Below are 19878 nucleotides of genomic sequence, written 5' to 3'. Positions count from 1 at the left end.
TTGCATAATACTTTATATACTTTTGATTATTTTTGGATGACTGTTCCAAATATTTTCAGCGTAAAAAAAGTCAATTCAGTAATCCCCCAGACACTCCATTCCTGCCCGTTTTACGTGTTTACTATGGAACTCTCTGTTCAATATGCCTATGTTAATACCAACATTCCACTATAAATATGAGAATAACTGAATGAGCCATCCTGTATTTTTGACCAGCTCTCAACTCGGACATATGCCTATAGGCAGTCTGAATCAATGGCATGACTTTTATTGCTCTGCATCTTATGAACTGGAAGCAGATGGGTTTATTCCACTTTTATGGCTGCTTTTGTTCAGTCGAGAAAATATTCAGTGGGCCAAATATTCAGATGACTTTGATACTGATCATGTAAATGCAGAAACTGATTTTACAGAAGTTCAGGATAATTCTGAAGAAAGTCAGTTCGCCTATCTCGTCATTTCCCAACAGCATGCCCTGGCAAATTTAGAATCGAGAAAGCATGAATTATTAAATATAATGGGGAATGATTACGCCTCAGAATTTCTCAACTTTCAGGCGTTGATCAAGCAACATTTTCCTGCGTACATTTTGCTTCGTACCAGTGGTTTGTCATTGGATCCTGATGATGCCGAGTTTCTGGAAGTTCCCCTGTTTCACATAGAGACTCTGAGTCATCCACAATCTTCCCTGACTGAAGATACCCAGGCATTCTGGGAATTTATCCGGCAGGACATGCAACGCTATGAAGATAAAAAATATTTCCTCTATGGCAGTAATTCTGTCATGCTCACTCACCCAAATATGATGCTACATGAAGAATCCGCTGTGACTGATCTGAACACATCTGAAACACCATCCATTCAAAACGCCCATGCCAGCCATATCAATGAACAAAATTCTGAACCTCAGTCAGCACTCTCGTCCTGGATGGTGTGGATCTGCACAGCAATTGTTGTTTTAGCCACCTTAGCCGTTTATTTTACGACACAATCAGCACTGTATTCCGCTGTTGTATTTTTTGTCAGTGCATTTATTTTAGGTTTTATTTCATCAAAAATGGGACTAAAAAATACAAAGCAGCCTGATTAATCAGACTGCTTCGACTCGCATACAACCATGTCTTAATGAACGATTATTTCCAGTCTTTTAACCTGGATGTATGCCCTATCCCGACATTAAAACTATTGGTCGGATCAAGTTTTTGATAATGATTTTTCAAAGCAGGCTTCGCCACATATAAATGTCCGACATTATGCTCCGCAGGATACTCCGCGCCACGATCATCGAGTAAATGCCACATTTCATGTTCCATTGCCAAAGGATCAACACCTTTTTGCACAATATAATCCTGATGAAACACATGACACAGGAAATGTCCGTAATACAATTTATGAATGATTTTTTCATCCATCGCTTTAGGCAAAGTTTCTACCCATTCACGGTCATTACGGCGAAGTGCAATATCCAGTGCGACAATATCTTCCACTTCTGAACGATGCGTATCACGATAACGAATTGCTGCGCCTGCTACCGCAAAACGATGTAAAAATGCTTTACGTCCTTCTTCATCGGTACATTTAAAATAATTGCCCGAAGTTTTATCTGAAAAATAAGTTTTTAAATATTGCTCAACCTGATCAACATCCTGATTTTCAATACGAATCATCAAATGATGTTCATACAGATCACGGAATTCATTCATACGTTGTGGTAAATGATTCGGCAACATTTTGGTGACTATCTGCAAAACCTTATCAGATAAACCACGTAAACCAACTTTTTCCAGATAACCATCAACTTTATCTTTCATCGCAAATGCAGCAGGCACTTTTGCCGTACCGAATTTTTCAATAAACATAAAACTGTCTTTGCCGTATTCCGCACCAATATCATAAGCAACGCGGTGAATGTACTCGCCTGCAATCGGCAAACGTGGCAAATCTTTCAATAAAAAACGACGAATTTCGGTCAAATCATCCTGTGAGTTTGTACCTACATAAAACACCTGACTCGGAATCTTTTCAAAGGTATCCAGACGCACCGCAAATACACAGACTTTCCCCGCCGAACCTGATGCTTCAAACAAACGACTTGGATCTGCATTAAAACGTGCAGGGGTATTTTCATCGACCTGTTTCACATCATGTGAATAACGCTGATCGGAAGCACAGCAACTTGAATTGTTAATAATGTCATGGCTTTGATAATTTTTATTTTCAAGCGCAGTTAGAATTTGCTCAGGTGTTTCACCCAAATTTACACCTAAATGATTCACTAACTCTAACTCACCTGAATCATTGACTCGTGCATATAAAGCCAGTTCTGTATAAGCAGGACCACGGCGCACCAAAGCACCGCCTGAGTTATTACACACCCCACCCAACACCGATGCACCAATACATGAAGAACCAATCACTGAATGCGGTTCACGATTAAATGGTGCTAAATCTTTTTCAAGTTTATCCAGTGTCGCACCAGGCAAACAGATGACTTGTTTACCCTCATTAATCACCTGAATACCCACCAATCTTCGGGTACTGATCAACACCACAGGACGGTCATAGTCATCACCGAATGGCGTTGAACCACCGGTCAGTCCTGTATTGGCAGCCTGCATGATCACCACACAATCCGCTTCAACAGCCGTTTTCAAAACCTGCCATTGCTCCAGTAAACTGCCAGGTGCAACAACAGCAAGCACTTGTCCTGCACCATAACGACGACCTTGTCGGTATAGGCGTGTATCAGCATCGTCGGTTAAAACATGCTGTTTTCCAACGATGTGAATAAGGTTTTGAATGGTGCTTGAAGCGGAGGTTTTCATTTTTATAGAATTTTCCATTTTCAATATTTCCTCTCCCCTCTAAAGAGGAATAGCATTGTTACGTAATGGAGATGTATTGATTTAAAAACTTTTAAACAAATAGGGATATTTGCACATATCAAAAGTGATCAGTCATTATCATCAAAATCTATAATGAATATCCCTTCTCCCTTTGGGATGAGGAGCTCGCTCCGCAAGAGGATGAGGGGAATTATTCAGTAAATACCTCTCCCTAGCCCTCTCCTACAAGGAGAGGGAATATTCATTGTGAATTTATTTTTGATGATAAATCACTTTCACTAGAGACCTATTCAAAAGTCATCACCCCACCAACTCTTTCTCTAACTTCACCAAACAATCCTCAGTAATATCTGCAATTGTTTTAGCACCTGTTAAAGTCATGGCTACACGCATTTCTTTATCAATCAAATCAAGCAGATTAGAAACACCTGCTCCACCTGCTGCACCTAAAGCATAAACAAATGCACGACCAAGCATACAAGTATCAGCACCTAAAGCAAGCATACGCACCACATCCAGACCGTTACGAATACCAGAATCCGCTAAGATTTTAATATCACCTTTTACCGCATCTGCAATTGGAGGTAATGCACGCACAGACGATAAAACACCATCCAACTGACGACCACCGTGGTTCGATACCACGATACCGTCTGCACCGAAACGTACTGCATCTTTAGCATCTTCAGGATCAAGAATCCCTTTAATGACCATTGGGCCATCCCAGAACTCACGGATCCACTCAAGGTCTTTCCATGAAATTGATGGGTCAAAGTTATTGCCCAGCCAGCCGATATAGTCTTCAAGACCCGTTGGCTTACCTAAGTATTTAGAAATATTGCCCAAGTCATGTGGACGCCCCATCATGCCAACATTCCATGCCCAATGTGGATGGAAACATGACTGCATATAACGGCGCATTGCAGCATTTGGACCACTCATACCTGAGTGAGCATCACGATAACGTGCGCCTGGTACAGGCATATCAACAGTAAAAACCAATGTTGAACAACCTGCTGCTTTAGCACGTTCCAAGGCATTTTTCATAAAACCACGGTCACGCAGTACATACAACTGAAACCACATCGGACGGTTAATCGCTGGTGCAACTTCTTCAATTGGACATACAGATACAGTGGATAAAGTGAATGGAATACCCTTTTTATCTGCTGCAACTGCTGCTTGCACTTCACCACGGCGGGCATACATGCCTGTCAAACCAACAGGTGACAAAGCCACAGGCATCGACAAGGTTTCATCAAACAGTTTGGTTTCTAAACTGAGCTGTGACATGTCATTTAAAACACGTTGTCTTAACGCAATTTTTGATAAATCTTCTACATTACGCTTCAAGGTATATTCAGCATACGCACCACCATCAATATAGTGGAATAAAAATGGCGGTAAACGACGACGCGCGGCTTCACGGTAATCATTCGCAGAAGAAATAATCATAGCTATATCCTGTTCAATCGGCTGGCACGCTGACGACGGGCTTCTTCCTCATCAATCATCCGCACCTGCTGTACTACAAATTCTATATGTCCACAGACTGCATTCCGCGCAGCTTCTGGATCATGACGTTCAATTGCATCCATCACCTGAAAGTGCTGATCACGCAACTGATCATAACGACGAGCTTCGGTATAGACTTTTCGTCGTCCCAAAACCACGTTGAATTGCAACAAATCAAATAAACCACGCATCATCTGAATCAGCACCAGATTATGCGATGCCTCAGCAATGGCGAGGTGAAACTCAGCATCTGCCATTGAGGCTTTATCATCATCACCCAAAGATTGAAAATGGGTAATCTGATCATAACAATAGCGAATTTTTTCCAGATCCTGCTCAGTTGCCCGCTTGGCGGCATACCAAGCTGTTCCCCCCTCAAGTACCATTCGGGCTTCCTGCACATCAAAGCGATAAGCAGGATCTTCATCAATCAGATTACTTAATGGTTCAACAATCTGATTCTGTGACCAGTTCACAGGCAATTGCTGTAAAAAAGTCCCCGCTCCGACTTTGCTGACCAGCATGCCCGTACTGGTCAGTTGCGAAATGGCCTCTCTCAAAGAGGAACGGGATACACCGAGTTGCTCACACAACTTACGTTCCGCTGGCAGACGATCTCCGACTTGCATGTTAGTTTCTTCAATCAACATACGAAGGTTTTGTACCACTTTGTCGGAGACTTTCATCTGCTGTCCTCAGTTTTGCATCAGGTCTGTGCAATATCGTGAAAATCCATCATCATCAAGATCATGGGATCATCCACGGGAACACATAGGCTTGTAGAGTAATGATAATACCAATCATCACGGTAAATGAAATACTGTGTTTTACCGTAAATCTGAATAAATCAGACTCTTTACCCACCAGACCTACTGCCGCACAGGCAATTGCAATCGACTGAGGAGAAATCATTTTTCCTGTTACCCCACCACTGGTATTGGCAGCAACAAGTAATACTTCTGGCACACCGATTTGCTGTGCAGTGGTTGCCTGTAATGCTGAGAACAACGCATTTGCAGAAGTATCAGAACCTGTCAGGAACACCCCTAACCATCCTAAGAATGGTGAGAAGAATGTAAATGCCTGACCTGTATGTGCAAGTGCCAAAGCAAGTGTTGCAGACATACCTGAATAGTTTGCGATGAAAGCAAAAGCCAGCACCATACCAATAGAATAAATTGGAATTTTTAACTCATTTACAGTTTCGCCAAATGTCACAATTGCTTCTTTTGGCTTCATTTTGAGGAAAATAATCGTAATGATCGCTGCAATCACTATCGCAGTACCTGTTGCAGAGAACCAATCAAACTTATAGATCGCATCATAGTCCTTCATTTCAGGAACCACAGGCGGCATCTTTTGCACCATCTGATGCAAAAATGGCACTTTGATCGAAATCACTAAATCTGCAAGCGCACCATCTTTGGCAAATAAAGCTTTAAATGGCTGAATACTCCAGACCGTCACCATTGCCGTTAAAATTGCAAATGGAGACCATGCTTTCGCAATTTGTGCGATGGTGAATTTCTTCTTACGTTCTTCAGCTAAATCAATCGCAGGCGTGCCTTCTTCATTTTCAAAACGGAAAATATGTTTAGGCTGCCAGTATTTTAAAAGAATCGTTAAAGATACCAATGATGCAATCGCAGCAGTAATATCTGGAAGTTCAGGACCGACAAAGTTTGAGGTTAAATACTGTGCCAATGCGAAAGAACCACCGCCCACAATCACTGCTGGCCACGTTTCTTTCACGCCACGCCAACCGTCCATGATTGCCATGATCCAGAACAATACGATCGGCACCATGAATGGCAACTGACGACCCACCATCTGACTGATTTCCATGGTGTCTACACCAGAAACCTGCCCTGCCACAATAATTGGAATACCCATTGCACCAAATGCAACTGGTGCTGTGTTCACAATCAAGCAAAGACCCGCAGCATAAAGTGGCTTAAACCCAAGTCCAACCAATAATGCAGCCGTAATCGCAACTGGCGCACCAAAACCTGCCGCACCTTCAAGGAAAGTACCGAAAGCAAAACCAACGAACAGCATCTGTAAACGCTGATCTTCAGTAATCGACATGATCGAAGAACGAATAATATCGAACTGCCCTGTTTTGACTGAAACTTTATACAGGAATACAGCGCCAATGATGATCCAAGCAATTGGCCAAAGACCATAAAGAAAGCCATAGACCATTGAAGCCAAAGCCATAGCGACTGGCATTTGATAAGCAAAAAGCGAAACCAGTAAAGCCAGTACAACTGTAATTGTTCCCGCAACGCTTCCTTTCATGCGGAACACAGCAAGGGCTAAAAAGAAAAATACAATTGGAATAAGTGCGATGGCACTGGATACCCAGATATTACCCATCGGATCATAAATCTGCTGCCAATGTTGAAGCATTGTCATCTCCTTGAAATGCTTTCAGGAATGTGGTCTGAGCGCATACCATTCTTATCTAAATTGGTATGACCAATTTTAGTTTAATTTCAAAAATATCATTTAAAATCGACTTTATAGTAAATAAATAAAAATAAAAGAGCAATAATGGTCTGAATAACTTAATATTGGTATGACCAATATTAATGTATTTTTGGTTAAATAAATCACATTTCCACAAGTTAAAAATGTTCTTTTTTCTTATAAAATTTATGTTTTTATTGAATATTTAAACGGATCATTTCAGAAAAATACAACTTTAGTCGTAATTCAGGTGTAATTTTTAAAAAGCAGATGAGGTTCGGCTTGAGCTGTGGCTGGAACAAGCCGAAGAAGTGCGGATTCAGTCCACATAAAAAGTGTCCGGTCAGCATAACGAATAAGCATTTCAGAGCAAAAAAATACCCAGGAATGGATGAGCCCATTCCCGGGATTGGTAGATTTACAGATTCACTGCATCTTTTAATTAACTGATGACATCTGATGTTTTGAATGACCTGATTTTGACCGAACTGCAAACAATGCCTGAAAGGATCAGAACAGCGCCAATTAAAATATTGACAGTCAGTGGTTCATGCCAGAATACACAACCAAAAATCAGACTCAGAACAGGAATACTCATAATGGAAATAGATGCAACAAAGGTATCCACCTGACTGACAATCCAGTTCCACATCACAAATGAAGCCCCAGTTCCAATCACCGAAATATAAAACAGAATGGAAACATTAAATGGAGTGGTCCAGACATCCAGATGAACAGGTTCCAGGATTAAAGCCCCGATCAGAATCAACCCACCGCCGAGTAACATTTGCCAGATGGTCAGTTTCAGCTTGTCATAGCTGGCAAAGTACTTTTTCATATAGACCGTGGTCAATGCCCACATAAATCCAACACCGATCAGCATCCCCTGCCCCAGTAAAGCAAGATTCATGTGAATATGATGTAACTGCGGCCATAAAATTGAAATCAGTCCCAGTGCTCCAAAGACCAGTCCCAGTATTTTTTGTCTGCTCAGATGCTCATTCAAAATGTAATGTGCCAGCACAGCGATAAAAATAGGCATGGTAAAAACCAGTACTGCCGATAAGCCTGAATCTACAAACTGCATTGCGAAAGTCTGAGTTGCATAGAACCCGACACAAAGCATCAGACTGGAAATTATCAGCTTATTCCAGTCTTCTCTGGCAGGAAGAATCGACTTTCCCAACATCCGCTGTACCACCAGCAATGTTAATCCTGCCAGAATCAAACGCGCAGCGATAAACAGAAAAGGTGGGAAAATCTGTAAGCTGAATTTCACCAGCCCCCACAAAGATCCCCAGATCAGACATAGCACAGCAATGGCGCCGACGGTTTTCATATTCATTTTCTGTACTCAACAGATGCAATGTAGAGCGAGTTTAAAAAATAAATAACATCATGAATAATGTTATGTTTTAATATATCCATCATTATTTTTGATGTTAAATGTATTATTCCCCCTGTCCTGTGCCATAGCTCAGTCTGAAATAATATATAAAGCTGAACAGCCTGCACCCTCCTGGAGTCGTAATGAATATTGATATCAGTGATATCCGGTCTTTTGTGAATGTGGCTGAAATGAAAAGCATAACAGCCGCGGCAAACAAACTGAATTATTTACAGTCCAACATGACTGCAAAAATCAAAAAAATAGAAAACCACTATAAACGTCAACTGTTTATACGCAAGCCCAAAGGTGTTGAACTGACAGATACCGGCATGCAGGTATATACACAGTATAAAAAAATGCTGTTCACCTGGGAGGAAACTGAAAATAAAATCAATCAGCATGATCTGACTTTAAGATTCGGCACAAATACCAGCCTGGGCGGAATGCGTTTTTATCCTTCATTCAGTCAGCTTTCAAATACTTATCCTGAACTGTCCATTACCATGAAAACAGGTGCAACAGGCTTTCTGGAACAGGAAATTTTACAGGGGCATATCGACTTTGCTTATGCTCTGGGTCATCCTGAACAGAAAAATCTACAGTACATCCAGAAAGGTAAGGATGAACTGGTGCTGATCGGTAAAGACCTGATCAATCATGAACACATCAATCATGCACTGAATCAGCAAAACTTATTATTTACTTCGATGGAATGCTGTTATTCGTCCGTGCTTGAGCAGATGTATCAGGACCATCATCTGGTCAAAGGCGAAATGACCCACATCAATGACTATGAAGCACTGATTCATTTTACGCAGCTGGGCATGGGCGTTTCCATGGTGACCCGATCCCTGGCTCAAAAATATGATGTGCAGTATCTGATGGAAATTCCGGAGCAATACAGACATATTGGCTTATATCTGATTGCACGGAGCGATCATATTTTCACACCGGTTGAAAAACAGTTTATTGCATTAAATGATGCGCTGTAACAGTGGGATTGATCACTGCATCCATGATTTCATCAAGCATCTGAAAATTTTTATCGCTTCAGATGATTGTCCGTTTCAATTGAGAGCTGTATTTCAATACCTTTATTCCATCCAAAACCTGCGAATATTTTTCAAATGCGCTTTTGAACTGGAAAAAAAGTTTAATTAAAAGTGCTATAATACTGCGTTATAGAATTCTCTTTGGCCACCACGTTTTATGGTGCCTATATCTGAAATAGTGAAAAGTTAGGACAAGCAATGACTGATAATGCAACCATCTTGCAGAATGTACCAGTAGGCAAAAAAGTAGGTATCGCCTTTTCTGGTGGTCTGGACACTTCAGCTGCACTTTTGTGGATGAAGCAAAAAGGCGCTGAACCTTATGCGTATACTGCAAATCTTGGACAGCCTGATGAAGATGATTACGATGCGATTCCTCGTAAAGCAGAAGCTTATGGTGCTGTAAAAGCACGTCTGGTTGACTGCCGTTTACAGCTTGCATTGGAAGGTATTGCTGCGATTCAGTGTGGTGCATTCCACATCAGCACTGGTGGCGTTCCTTACTTCAACACGACTCCTTTAGGTCGTGCAGTAACAGGTACGATGCTTGTTACCGCAATGAAAGAAGATGATGTAAACATCTGGGGTGATGGTTCAACATATAAAGGAAACGATATTGAACGTTTCTACCGTTACGGTTTACTGACCAACCCTGCGCTTAAAATTTACAAACCATGGTTAGACCAGACTTTCATTGATGAGTTAGGTGGTCGTGCGGAAATGTCACAATTCCTCATCGACAATGGTTTTGACTATAAAATGTCGAAAGAGAAAGCATATTCAACTGACTCGAATATGTTAGGTGCAACGCACGAAGCAAAAGATCTTGAATACCTCGATGCAGGTATCAAGATCGTTGATCCAATCATGGGCGTTGCATTCTGGAAAGATGACGTAAAAGTTGAAGCTGAAGAAGTTTCTGTAACTTTCGAAGAAGGCTTCCCTGTTGCTCTGAACGGCAAACGTATCGAAGATCCAGTTGAGTTCATTCTTGAAGCAAACCGTATCGGTGGTCGTCATGGTTTAGGTATGTCTGACCAGATTGAAAACCGTATCATTGAAGCAAAATCCCGCGGTATCTATGAAGCTCCGGGTATGGCACTTCTTCATATTGCTTATGAACGCCTTGTAACCGGTATTCATAACGAAGATACCATTGAACAGTACCGTATCAACGGTTTACGTTTAGGTCGTCTGCTTTATCAAGGTCGCTGGTTCGATTCTCAGGCATTGATGCTGCGTGAAACTGCACAACGCTGGGTTGCTAAAGCAGTCACTGGTACTGTGACTTTAGAGCTTCGTCGTGGTAATGACTACACCATCATGAACACTGAATCTGAAAACCTCACTTATGAAGCTGAGCGTTTGACCATGGAGAAAGGTGATTCAGTCTTTACTCCGATGGATCGTATCGGTCAGTTAACCATGCGTAACCTGGACATTACAGATACCCGTGCAAAACTGGGCATCTATACAGGTGCAGGTTTACTTGCAGTAGGTACAGGTTCTGCTGTTCCTCAGTTAAAAGACAAAAACAAATAAGTTTCGACTTAAAAAAAGCCACTGTAATCAGTGGCTTTTTTATTGCAGCCTAAACAGGATTTCAGTAGTGAGCAGCCATCACCCGATCCCGTCCCTGCCGTTTAGCTTGATACAATGCATTATCGGCCTGATTTAAAAGATCATATTCACTGATATTTTCAGCGCCGGTATACACCGCCACCCCAATGCTTAAGGTCAGATACTCAGAAACACTTGAGTCTGCATGAGGAATACACTGTTCACGGATATCAGTCAGAATGGATTCAGCTATCAGAACAGCATTCTGCATATCTGTATTTTTCAATACCAGTAAAAACTCTTCGCCACCAAAACGAACTGCCACTCCCTGCTCACCACTGAGACGCTTCAGGGTCTGAGCAACACGGATTAAAGCAATATCACCATTCTGATGCCCATAAAAATCATTATAAAGTTTGAAAAAATCCACATCGATAAACAATAAAGCCAGTGGAGCCTGCTGTTCCTGTGCCTCCCTGAACAGTAGACTAAAGCGATCTTCAAACCCACGACGGTTCATCAGCGCAGTCAGTGTATCCTGATGGCTTAATGTATATAAATGCTGTCCAAGTAACTCATGAATCTGGCTGTCGAGTTTGATAATGATCGACTGTAAAAAACGGATTCTTTCCGTTGATATGGTTAAAACAGACAAACCCAGTCCAACCAGATTTCCAAGTAAAAATACATTGGAAAGTACAAGCGATGAAACATGCGTAGACACTGTTTCCAGATAGATCAATGTCAGTACAGCTGACAGCAGCCCTGCAAAAAGCATATTACGTGGACGCAGACCAGAACAGAGATAAGCAAACATCAGTGCAATGATAATAATCAGCGTACCACGCCAGCTCATCTCAACCGACTGTACAGACAACAGTACACTCTGAACAACGGTCAGGCTGATACAGATCACGGTCGTTACAACGACAGAATAATACTTTTTCCATTGATCATTTCTGGACATAATGAAAATGGAAAATAACGCCAGCCACCCCGTTGTATATGAAGTCATAATCAATGAAATATCATGTCGACGAAACTCAGCAGCCATACTGAAATAATTCAATGGCAAGCTGATTAATTCAAAAAACAGATAAAATACAGTCGCAGGAAAAAATGCCCTGACGATCAGGCGTGTAAGTCTGTCCTCTCTGTCTTTCCAGAACTTCTGCTCAAGCTCCACGGAAAAGATGGACTGCATACGATTGTGCTGTTGCTGCAACACGGCTTCTATTTTCTGCTTATCCCGCTGAAGCTCTGTGACTTGCTGTTCAATATCCATAATAAAAGCAAAATACCTGCATCAGTCAGATGCTGCTGACCCAGTGCTGAAAAAACACATCATCAGGCAACCTGTTCAGTCTGCATGGACTGAAAATAAATCTGATTTCTTCCCAGTTGCTTGGCTCGGTACAGCGCCTGATCGGCTACTGATAAAAACTCATGTTCAGTTAAATCTGTTTCGCCACGATAAACTGTAAACCCCAGACTGATCGTGACATGCTTTGACACAAGTGACTTTGCATGTGGAATAGCGAGCCTGTCTATCCCTTTATAAATATTGGATGCAACCGCATAAGCACCATGTGCATCGGTTTCGGGTAAAAGCACCACAAATTCCTCACCGCCATATCGCGCCACAAAATCCATATGGCGAATCGCATCTTTAATTGCACGTGCTATGGAGGAAATGACATCATCACCTTTCTGGTGCCCATAATAATCATTATAGTTTTTGAAATGATCGACATCGATAAACAGCAATGACAGAGCAGTTTTATTACGCTTTGCCTGATCGTAAAGGACATTCAGCATTTCATCAAAATTACGGCGGTTTGATATCTTGGTCAGTTCATCATGCTGGCTTAAATGCAGTAATTCATTGGTATGAATAATATTGATCCGTTCACTGATTTTTGCCTGATGCATGATCAGGAAAATCATACGTTCACGGGTACACAGCATTTTACTGATCAGAAAACCCATCACACAGCTGCCAACCAGTACTCTGGACATGACCATGACATCAATCTTTACGAATGAAACCATCAGGATAATCAGTGCAATAATGGCAGCCATAAGCCCTGTCAGCAGCATATGAAACGGTTTAACACCTGTCAGCACATAGCCCATGATATAAATGGTACAGATAATCATCATCGCCTGATGTTTCAGTGCTTCAGTATGAACTGTCATGGTCAGCCAGGTCATGCTGATGACTGCCCACAGGACAATAGCCATGGACGCCCAGGGAAAAAACGGTTTCAGTTTTTTATAATGTGCGAAGAAGAACAATGCCAATAGACAGAGTGCGCCATTGACCAGTCCAAGCAAACTATGAATAAAGTCATATCTGAAGTGTGTTTTATCAATAATCCAGTAATCACCCGGAACGATCAATAAAATAAAAATGAAATACGTCAGCACTCCTGACCAGAAGTACTGATTAATATTGTCCCGTGCCCTTTCCAGGTATTGCTCCCAGAACTCAAGTTCAAGCTGCTTTGGAAAAACCTGACCTGCCCGCCTTTTCTGACGTGAGATCAACCCCTCAATTTTTTCCTTGTCATACTGTAACTTGGCAAGTTTATATTTATATTCCATTCAGATAAAAATATAATTTTTATAATGGCTTAAAAATAGCACAGTTTATCTGGCTTAATTTAGCTTTATGACACCATTTATCTTTATTTAACGTTATCATTTTCACATTTATGCATTATCATTTGTTTTATTTCTAAGATCGGCATGACCTTGAACTCAATTACTCTTCTTCAGCCAGATGACTGGCATGCGCATTTACGCGATGGACTTTCCCTGCAACGTACTGTTCCGGACCTGGCAAATCAGTTTGCACGGGCGATCTGCATGCCGAACCTGGTTCCACCGGTAAAAACCGTTGAAGAAGCCAATGCATACCGTGAACGGATCATGCAGCATGTTCCTGAAGGTGTAAATTTTGACCCACGCATGGTGCTTTATTTTACAGATCTGACCTCACCGGCAGAAGTTCTGAAAATCAAGAACTCTGAACATGTAAATGCCATTAAACTTTATCCTGCCGGGGCGACTACAAACTCAGACAGTGGTGTCAGTGACATCAGTAAAGTGTATGCTGTCATTGAGCAGATGGAAGAACATCAGGTTCCTTTATTGCTGCACGGTGAAGTCACTCATCATCATGTTGATATTTTTGACCGTGAAAAGCGTTTTGTCGATGAAGTACTGTCTCCTTTACTGCAACAGTTCCCGAAACTGAAACTGGTTCTAGAGCATATCACCACCAGTGAAGCGGCTCATTTTGTCCTGGAACAGGACCGGAATGTTGCAGCAACCATCACGCCACAGCATTTACTGTTCAACCGCAACGACTTACTGGTCGGTGGTGTTAAGCCTCACTTCTACTGTCTGCCTATTCTGAAACGTCAGTCTCATCAACAGACACTGCTTGAAGTGGCGACCAGTGGTAATCCTAAATTTTTCCTTGGTACAGACAGTGCGCCGCATTCAAAAAATGCCAAAGAAAATGCATGTGGCTGTGCTGGGTGCTACAGTGCTCCGACTGCAATTGAATTATATGCGCAGGCATTTGATCAGGTGGGTCGAATTGAACGCCTTGAGGGCTTTGCCAGTCATTTCGGTGCAGACTTCTATGGTTTGCCACGCAATACAAATACGATTACCCTTGTAAAAGAAGATCAGGTCATTCCTGAAAGTTTAGACTATCTGGATGGTGAACAGATTATTCCGCTGTATGCGGGTAAAACCATCCAATGGAGAAAAGTGTGACAGATGAAACCTTGCCAGTGATTGGTCAGCGTTTTCGTGGATTTCTGCCTGTAGTTGTCGATGTCGAAACTGCGGGCTTTAATGCTCAGACAGATGCCTTACTGGAAATTGCGGCAATTCCAATAGTATATGATGAATCTGGTCAGTTTGTTCCAGGTCAGGCTTATCATGCACATATCAATCCTTTTGAAGGTGCAAACCTGGATCGTCGCTCACTGGATTTTATTGGTGTAGACCCATTCAACCCTATGCGTATGGCAATGGCAGAAGATGAAAAATCCGCACTGAAACGTATTTTCAAAGCAGTCAATGAAGTACGCCGTCAGCAGAACTGCACTCATGCGGTTTTAGTCGGGCATAATGCACACTTTGATCTGGGCTTTGTACAGGCAGCTATTGCGCGTACCGGTACCAAAAACCAGAACCCGTTTCACAGCTTTTCTGTTTTTGACACAGTGACTTTAAGTGCTGTCATGTTTGGGCAGACGGTACTGGCAAAATCCTGTATCCAGGCTGGAATCGAGTTTGATGGTAAAGAAGCGCACTCTGCACTTTATGACACGCAGAAAACAGCTGAACTGTTCTGCTACATTTTGAACAAACTCGCACCCCACTTACTTGACACAATGGTGGCGGATCAATAAGATACCGCCATCCTCAAAACGTCCCTATCGTCTAGAGGCCTAGGACATCGCCCTTTCACGGCGGTAACCGGGGTTCGAATCCCCGTAGGGACGCCATTATCTGTACACCATTCCTTCTGTTATGTCTTTTTCAGACACTTCATTTTTTTCAATTAAATTCTGAATTTCAATTATATATTTTTATTGAAAATAATTCTCATTACTATTGATTACAATATTAAAGTTAATGATAATCGCTAGCATTAATATTTACATATTCTATACACTATGCGCCCTGCTCTATCTCCGCTCGCCTTTGCCATACTCTCCGTCATCAGCGCATCCATTTCCGCAACAACTGAAATACCCGTACCAGAACAAACCGTAGAAGTCCCACAGTTACAACCCATCAAAACCCAGGCAGAAAAGGGAAATACGGTCGGTAAAACCACGTATACCGAAGAAGAAATAAAAAATACGCCCAACAGCAGTAAGAACATCACTGATTTATTAAAAGTAAATCCAAATGTTCAGTTCGACAGAAAACAGCGCTCAGGTCGTCAGCAAGGTGAACTGTCCCCTGCTGAAATCAGCATTAATGGTTCATTGCCTTATGAAAATAAATTTCTGATTAATGGACTGAGTATCAACGACAATATCAACCCTGCCAGCAGTGCCTCGTCCAACAGTAATACCGACCTTATGGGTTCCAGTCAGACGGTCGCTGTCAACACCGACCTGCTGTGCAACGTGACGGTTCTGGACAGTAATGTCAGTGCCGAATACGGTGAGTTCACAGGCGGTGTCGTTTCAGCTGAAACCTGCGCACCACAGACCGCTGTTAACCAGTTTCATGGAAGTCTGTCCTATGACTACACTTCAGATAAATGGGCAACGCAGAATTATGTCAGTCAGGAAGAAGAATCAAAGTATGAAAACTCTGTGTCAGAGTCATACCAGAAACGTTATACCAAACAGGGTCTCAGCGGAACACTCTATGGAAACTTAACAGACAGACTCGGTTTTAATCTTGCAGGTTCTCATCGCTGGTCGGATATTCCGCTGAAAACATCTCTCAACGATCCAACTCATGCCGAACAGGAGCGACAGGCCAGCAACTTCGCCCTGGAAACCTTTTACGCGCTCACTGATCAGACCCAGTTAAAATTTGGCATGCTTCTTTTTGAAGATAGCGGGGATTATTTTCAGGACAATGTAAAAAATTCGGCAACAACTCATACTTCAGACAGCCAGGCTTTTTATATCCAGATGAAAAATGAGCTGGATGCAGTGAAAATTGAACAGCAGCTGAACTATCAGACTCAGAACAGAGCACGGGATGGACAGGATCATCTCTACAGCTGGTTAAGATCCGAATCCAAAAACTGGATCAATACCGGCACACTGGCACAGGAAGGCAGCTTTGGGCAGTTTGAACAGGAAGAACAAAAGCTGGAATACACCCTCAAAACCAGTTTTGCACCGATCAGCTTTGGCAAACTCCAGAACACCTTCAAAATGGGCGCGGGTTATGGTCATTATGAAGCATTCAATCATAGAGAAAATGACAGCTACTGGTATGTCAGCACTACCAATTTGAAAGGAGCATCCTGTTATTCAGCAGAAGGTATCCGTTACGATGCATGTGATGAAGCAACCACAAATGCAGCAAAATACGATGGACAATATGCCAAAACGAGAACTGTCTATGGCGCAGGTGATATTGCAGTACGGCAGGATCGCTGGCATGCCTACCTGGAAAACAGAATGGACTACGACCGCTATTTTTCAGCGACACTGGGACTGCGCGCAGATTATGACTCACTCTCAAAAAATAATAATTTTGCTCCGCGAAGTTCTTTCAGCTATATGCCTTTTGGTGACAGTTCCCTGCGTTTTACCACAGGATGGAACCGCTATTATGGTCTGAATGCATTTGCCAATGAACTGCAGAACAGAAAAAGAATGCTGCAGTCCACTCAGACACGAAACAGTGTCATCGATGCATGGACAGAGACAGCAGGCTCAAGATATGGGGCAATGCAGCTCAGCAATCAGCTGGATACCCCTTTCAGTGATGAGACTGTTTTTGCCATCAATGGGCAACATGCAAATATTGACTGGTCATTAAAATGGGTGAACCGTGATACTCAGGATATATTACGGCAGACCCTCTATCAGACAGTGCCTAAACCGACAGGCTCAGGAACGTACAGTATTTATGAACTTGATAATACAGGTTTTTCAAAGTCTGATATCTTCACGCTAAGCCTTAAAAATATTGAGGCTCTGCCATTTAAAAATACCCTGCACCATTTCAGCCTGGGAGTGGATTATACTGACACACAGCGTAACTTCAGCTCTTATAATGATCGTTATGAAGATCCGAACAGCCTGATTTATTATGATGGCAAAATCATGCAATCCGGCAACCGTCCAGCCGACAATTTTAATCAGCCCTGGACTGTCCGTACAGGCTGGGACATTGCACTGACTGATCTGCCCGTCCGAATCAGTAACTTCATGACTTATAAATATCATTATGATGCCATGAAATTGAAAGCCAATGGATACACAGATACAGACGGCAACATTTATGACAGTTACACCCCAGTAAAAAATGCCAGTACTTTTGCCTGGGACATGCGTGGAACCTACACATTGCCTGTTTCTAAAAACTACAGCACGGTCTTTGGATTGACCATCAACAATATAACCAATAAAAACAATGAATATATTGATTCAACTGGACAGATAAATGCCGAATATGGTCGTCAGTTCATTGCAGATGTGACTTTTAAATTTTAAACAGCCCACTGACTTCAGTATATATTCATAATATACACAGGCAGATATTGTCTCCGGATGATATCTGCTGCAGCTCACTGCAATAAGCACTGCAGGATCACCATAAAAAATGGAGCCATCCTTTTAAATATTCACAACAATGACCCAAAACTGTTGTTGTTTTAAATTTATTTGAAATTTCATGTAATCAACACTTAAAATACTGCTTTAAAATTCAGTTCATCTTGTTATGCATTCTCCCTCTCAACCTTCGCAGACAGATACTGCCGAGGAGCAAAGCCCTTCCCTGAAACGTGCCATGAGCAAACGGCATCTGATTATGCTTTCTTTGGGAGGGGCAATTGGTACAGGACTGTTTATGGGTTCTGGCGAAGTCATTTCACAGGCTGGACCGCTGGGTGCTGTGACTGCGTATATTATTGGTGGTCTGATCGCCTATATGGTCATGCTCTGCCTGGGCGAACTGGCTGTACATTTACCTGTATCAGGTTCTTTCGGTGCATTTGCCACTCAGTATATCGGTCCAGGTACAGGCTATATGGTGTCCTGGATGTACTGGCTGGGCTGGTCCGCAACACTGGGAACAGAGTTTACTGCTGCTGCAATCCTGATGCAGGAATGGTTCCCCACCACATCCATCTGGTTATGGACACTTATTTTTGCAGCGGGGGTTTTACTCTCCAACCTGAGCTCCACCCGGACATTTGCAGAATCTGAATTTTGGCTGTCCATGATTAAGGTTGCAACGGTACTGATTTTCATTTTGCTGGGTGCTGGCGCAATCTTTGGATTTATCCCATTTCAGGGCTACAGTTCTGCTCCACTTTTCAGCAATCTGACTGAACATGGCTGGCTGCCAAATGGTCTGATTCCACTGTTTACCACTCTGCTGATTGTAAATTTCGCCTTTAACGGTACAGAAATGATCGGAATTGCAGCAGGCGAGACAGAAAATCCTGAACAGAATGTACCGAAAGCCATTCATGCTGCCGTATGGCGCCTCATGATTTTCTTTGTCGGGACGATTATTGTCATCAGCTCCCTGTTGCCCTACCAGGATGCAGGAATCAATGCACCAGCACATGGTGATGGCATCAGCAGCAGCCCTTTCGTTTCTGTCTTTAACCTGATGGGGATTCCTTATGCTGAAGACATCATGCGCTTTGTCATTATCACAGCCTTACTGTCGACTGCCAACTCAGGTCTGTATGCGGCTTCGCGTATGATGTGGGCTTTATCTGCACAGGGACAGCTGCCTAAAGTTTTCAGCAAAATTACACGATCTGGTATTCCGTATATAGCGGTACTGGTGACCATGATCGGTGGTCTGCCAGGTTTACTGTCTGAACAGTTCGGTGCTGATGTTATTTTCAAAAACCTGCTGGGTGTGGCTGCGTTCACCATGGTGATTGTCTGGATGAGTATCTGCTGGAGTCAGTTTAATTTCCGTCGTCAGTGGTTGAAGCAGGGACATCAGCTCAGTGAATTAAAATTCAGAACGCCCTGGTATCCACTCGTGCCCATACTTGGTTTTGTCTGCTGTACCGCAACAGGTTTAAGTATGGCTGCAGACCCTGAAATGCTGTCTGGATTTATTGGATGTCTGTTGTTTATGGCTGCATGTTATGCCAGCTATTACTGGCTTTATCATCCAAAAAAATAATCTGATGATTGCCATAAATAAAAAAGGTACAGACTTTTCTCTGTACCTTTTTTATGAAATAACACATTTTTTATCCATTTAAATCAGCATTATAAAAATAACATTCAGTTTGGTTTGACACCCTGTAAAAAAATCCATAATATACGCATCACCTCGC

14 protein-coding genes and 1 tRNA gene are annotated in these 19878 nt (G+C 42.3%); 8 read left to right on the top strand and 7 right to left on the bottom strand.

The window, feature by feature from the left end; translation table 11 throughout:
• Positions 1-190: 190 nt before the first annotated feature.
• Positions 191-1090: a hypothetical protein gene (locus tag CDG61_RS05765; protein ID WP_087550724.1), complete on the top strand. Its 900-nt coding sequence runs from the start codon at positions 191-193 to the stop codon at positions 1088-1090.
• 43 nt (positions 1091-1133) lie between these two features.
• On the opposite strand, the gene dld is transcribed toward CDG61_RS05765, so the two are convergent.
• The 5 genes from dld to CDG61_RS05740 all read right to left on the bottom strand — a co-directional run bounded on the left by dld (position 1134) and on the right by CDG61_RS05740 (position 8178).
• A complete protein-coding gene (gene dld, locus CDG61_RS05760; RefSeq protein WP_228199618.1) occupies positions 1134-2843 on the bottom strand; it encodes a D-lactate dehydrogenase in 1710 nt (569 codons plus the stop codon).
• A gap of 303 nt (positions 2844-3146) precedes the next feature.
• Positions 3147-4301, bottom strand: a complete 1155-nt coding sequence (lldD, locus tag CDG61_RS05755) for an FMN-dependent L-lactate dehydrogenase LldD (RefSeq protein ID WP_087550723.1) — start codon at positions 4299-4301, stop codon at positions 3147-3149.
• Between the two features lie 2 nt (positions 4302-4303).
• A complete protein-coding gene (gene lldR / locus CDG61_RS05750; protein WP_087550722.1) occupies positions 4304-5047 on the bottom strand; it encodes a transcriptional regulator LldR in 744 nt (247 codons plus the stop codon).
• A 61-nt stretch (positions 5048-5108) separates the two neighbouring features.
• A complete protein-coding gene (gene lldP, locus CDG61_RS05745; RefSeq protein WP_171405577.1) occupies positions 5109-6779 on the bottom strand; it encodes an L-lactate permease in 1671 nt (556 codons plus the stop codon).
• A gap of 496 nt (positions 6780-7275) precedes the next feature.
• Positions 7276-8178, bottom strand: coding sequence for a DMT family transporter (locus CDG61_RS05740; RefSeq protein WP_087550720.1), 903 nt, complete (start codon positions 8176-8178; stop codon positions 7276-7278).
• A 185-nt stretch (positions 8179-8363) separates the two neighbouring features.
• On the opposite strand from CDG61_RS05740, the gene CDG61_RS05735 reads away from it, so the two are divergent.
• A complete protein-coding gene (locus tag CDG61_RS05735; protein ID WP_087550719.1) occupies positions 8364-9215 on the top strand; it encodes a LysR family transcriptional regulator in 852 nt (283 codons plus the stop codon).
• A gap of 258 nt (positions 9216-9473) precedes the next feature.
• Positions 9474-10817, top strand: a complete 1344-nt coding sequence (gene argG / locus CDG61_RS05730; RefSeq protein ID WP_087511115.1) for an argininosuccinate synthase — start codon at positions 9474-9476, stop codon at positions 10815-10817.
• A 61-nt stretch (positions 10818-10878) separates the two neighbouring features.
• Here argG and CDG61_RS05725 read toward each other — a convergent pair whose 3' ends face one another.
• Positions 10879-12120 (bottom strand): sensor domain-containing diguanylate cyclase, encoded by a 1242-nt coding sequence (locus tag CDG61_RS05725; RefSeq protein ID WP_087550718.1) that lies wholly within the window; start codon positions 12118-12120, stop codon positions 10879-10881.
• Positions 12121-12182: 62 nt separating this feature from the next.
• Positions 12183-13442 carry a GGDEF domain-containing protein gene (locus CDG61_RS05720; protein WP_087550717.1) on the bottom strand — a complete coding sequence of 420 codons (1260 nt, stop codon included), beginning with the start codon at positions 13440-13442 and terminating at the stop codon, positions 12183-12185.
• 150 nt (positions 13443-13592) lie between these two features.
• On the opposite strand from CDG61_RS05720, the gene pyrC reads away from it, so the two are divergent.
• The 5 genes from pyrC to CDG61_RS05695 all read left to right on the top strand — a co-directional run bounded on the left by pyrC (position 13593) and on the right by CDG61_RS05695 (position 19721).
• Positions 13593-14627, top strand: a complete 1035-nt coding sequence (gene pyrC / locus CDG61_RS05715) for a dihydroorotase (protein WP_087550863.1) — start codon at positions 13593-13595, stop codon at positions 14625-14627.
• Positions 14612-15271 (top strand): ribonuclease T, encoded by a 660-nt coding sequence (gene rnt / locus CDG61_RS05710; protein WP_087550716.1) that lies wholly within the window; start codon positions 14612-14614, stop codon positions 15269-15271. The genes pyrC and rnt overlap by 16 nt, the downstream gene beginning before the upstream one ends.
• Positions 15272-15291: 20 nt before the next feature.
• Positions 15292-15367, top strand: a tRNA-Glu gene (locus CDG61_RS05705).
• A gap of 171 nt (positions 15368-15538) precedes the next feature.
• Positions 15539-18058, top strand: a complete 2520-nt coding sequence (locus tag CDG61_RS05700) for a TonB-dependent receptor plug domain-containing protein (RefSeq protein WP_087550715.1) — start codon at positions 15539-15541, stop codon at positions 18056-18058.
• Positions 18059-18287: 229 nt separating this feature from the next.
• Complete coding sequence (locus CDG61_RS05695) at positions 18288-19721, top strand: amino acid permease (RefSeq protein WP_087550714.1); 1434 nt, start codon at positions 18288-18290, stop codon at positions 19719-19721.
• Positions 19722-19878 lie beyond the last annotated feature (157 nt).

Source organism: Acinetobacter sp. WCHAc010052, from assembly GCF_002165295.2.
Classification (GTDB): Bacteria; Pseudomonadota; Gammaproteobacteria; order Pseudomonadales; family Moraxellaceae; genus Acinetobacter; species Acinetobacter chinensis.
The sequence above is the reverse complement of the archived record's forward strand: the minus strand, read 5'-3'. Positions and strand labels throughout refer to the sequence as shown.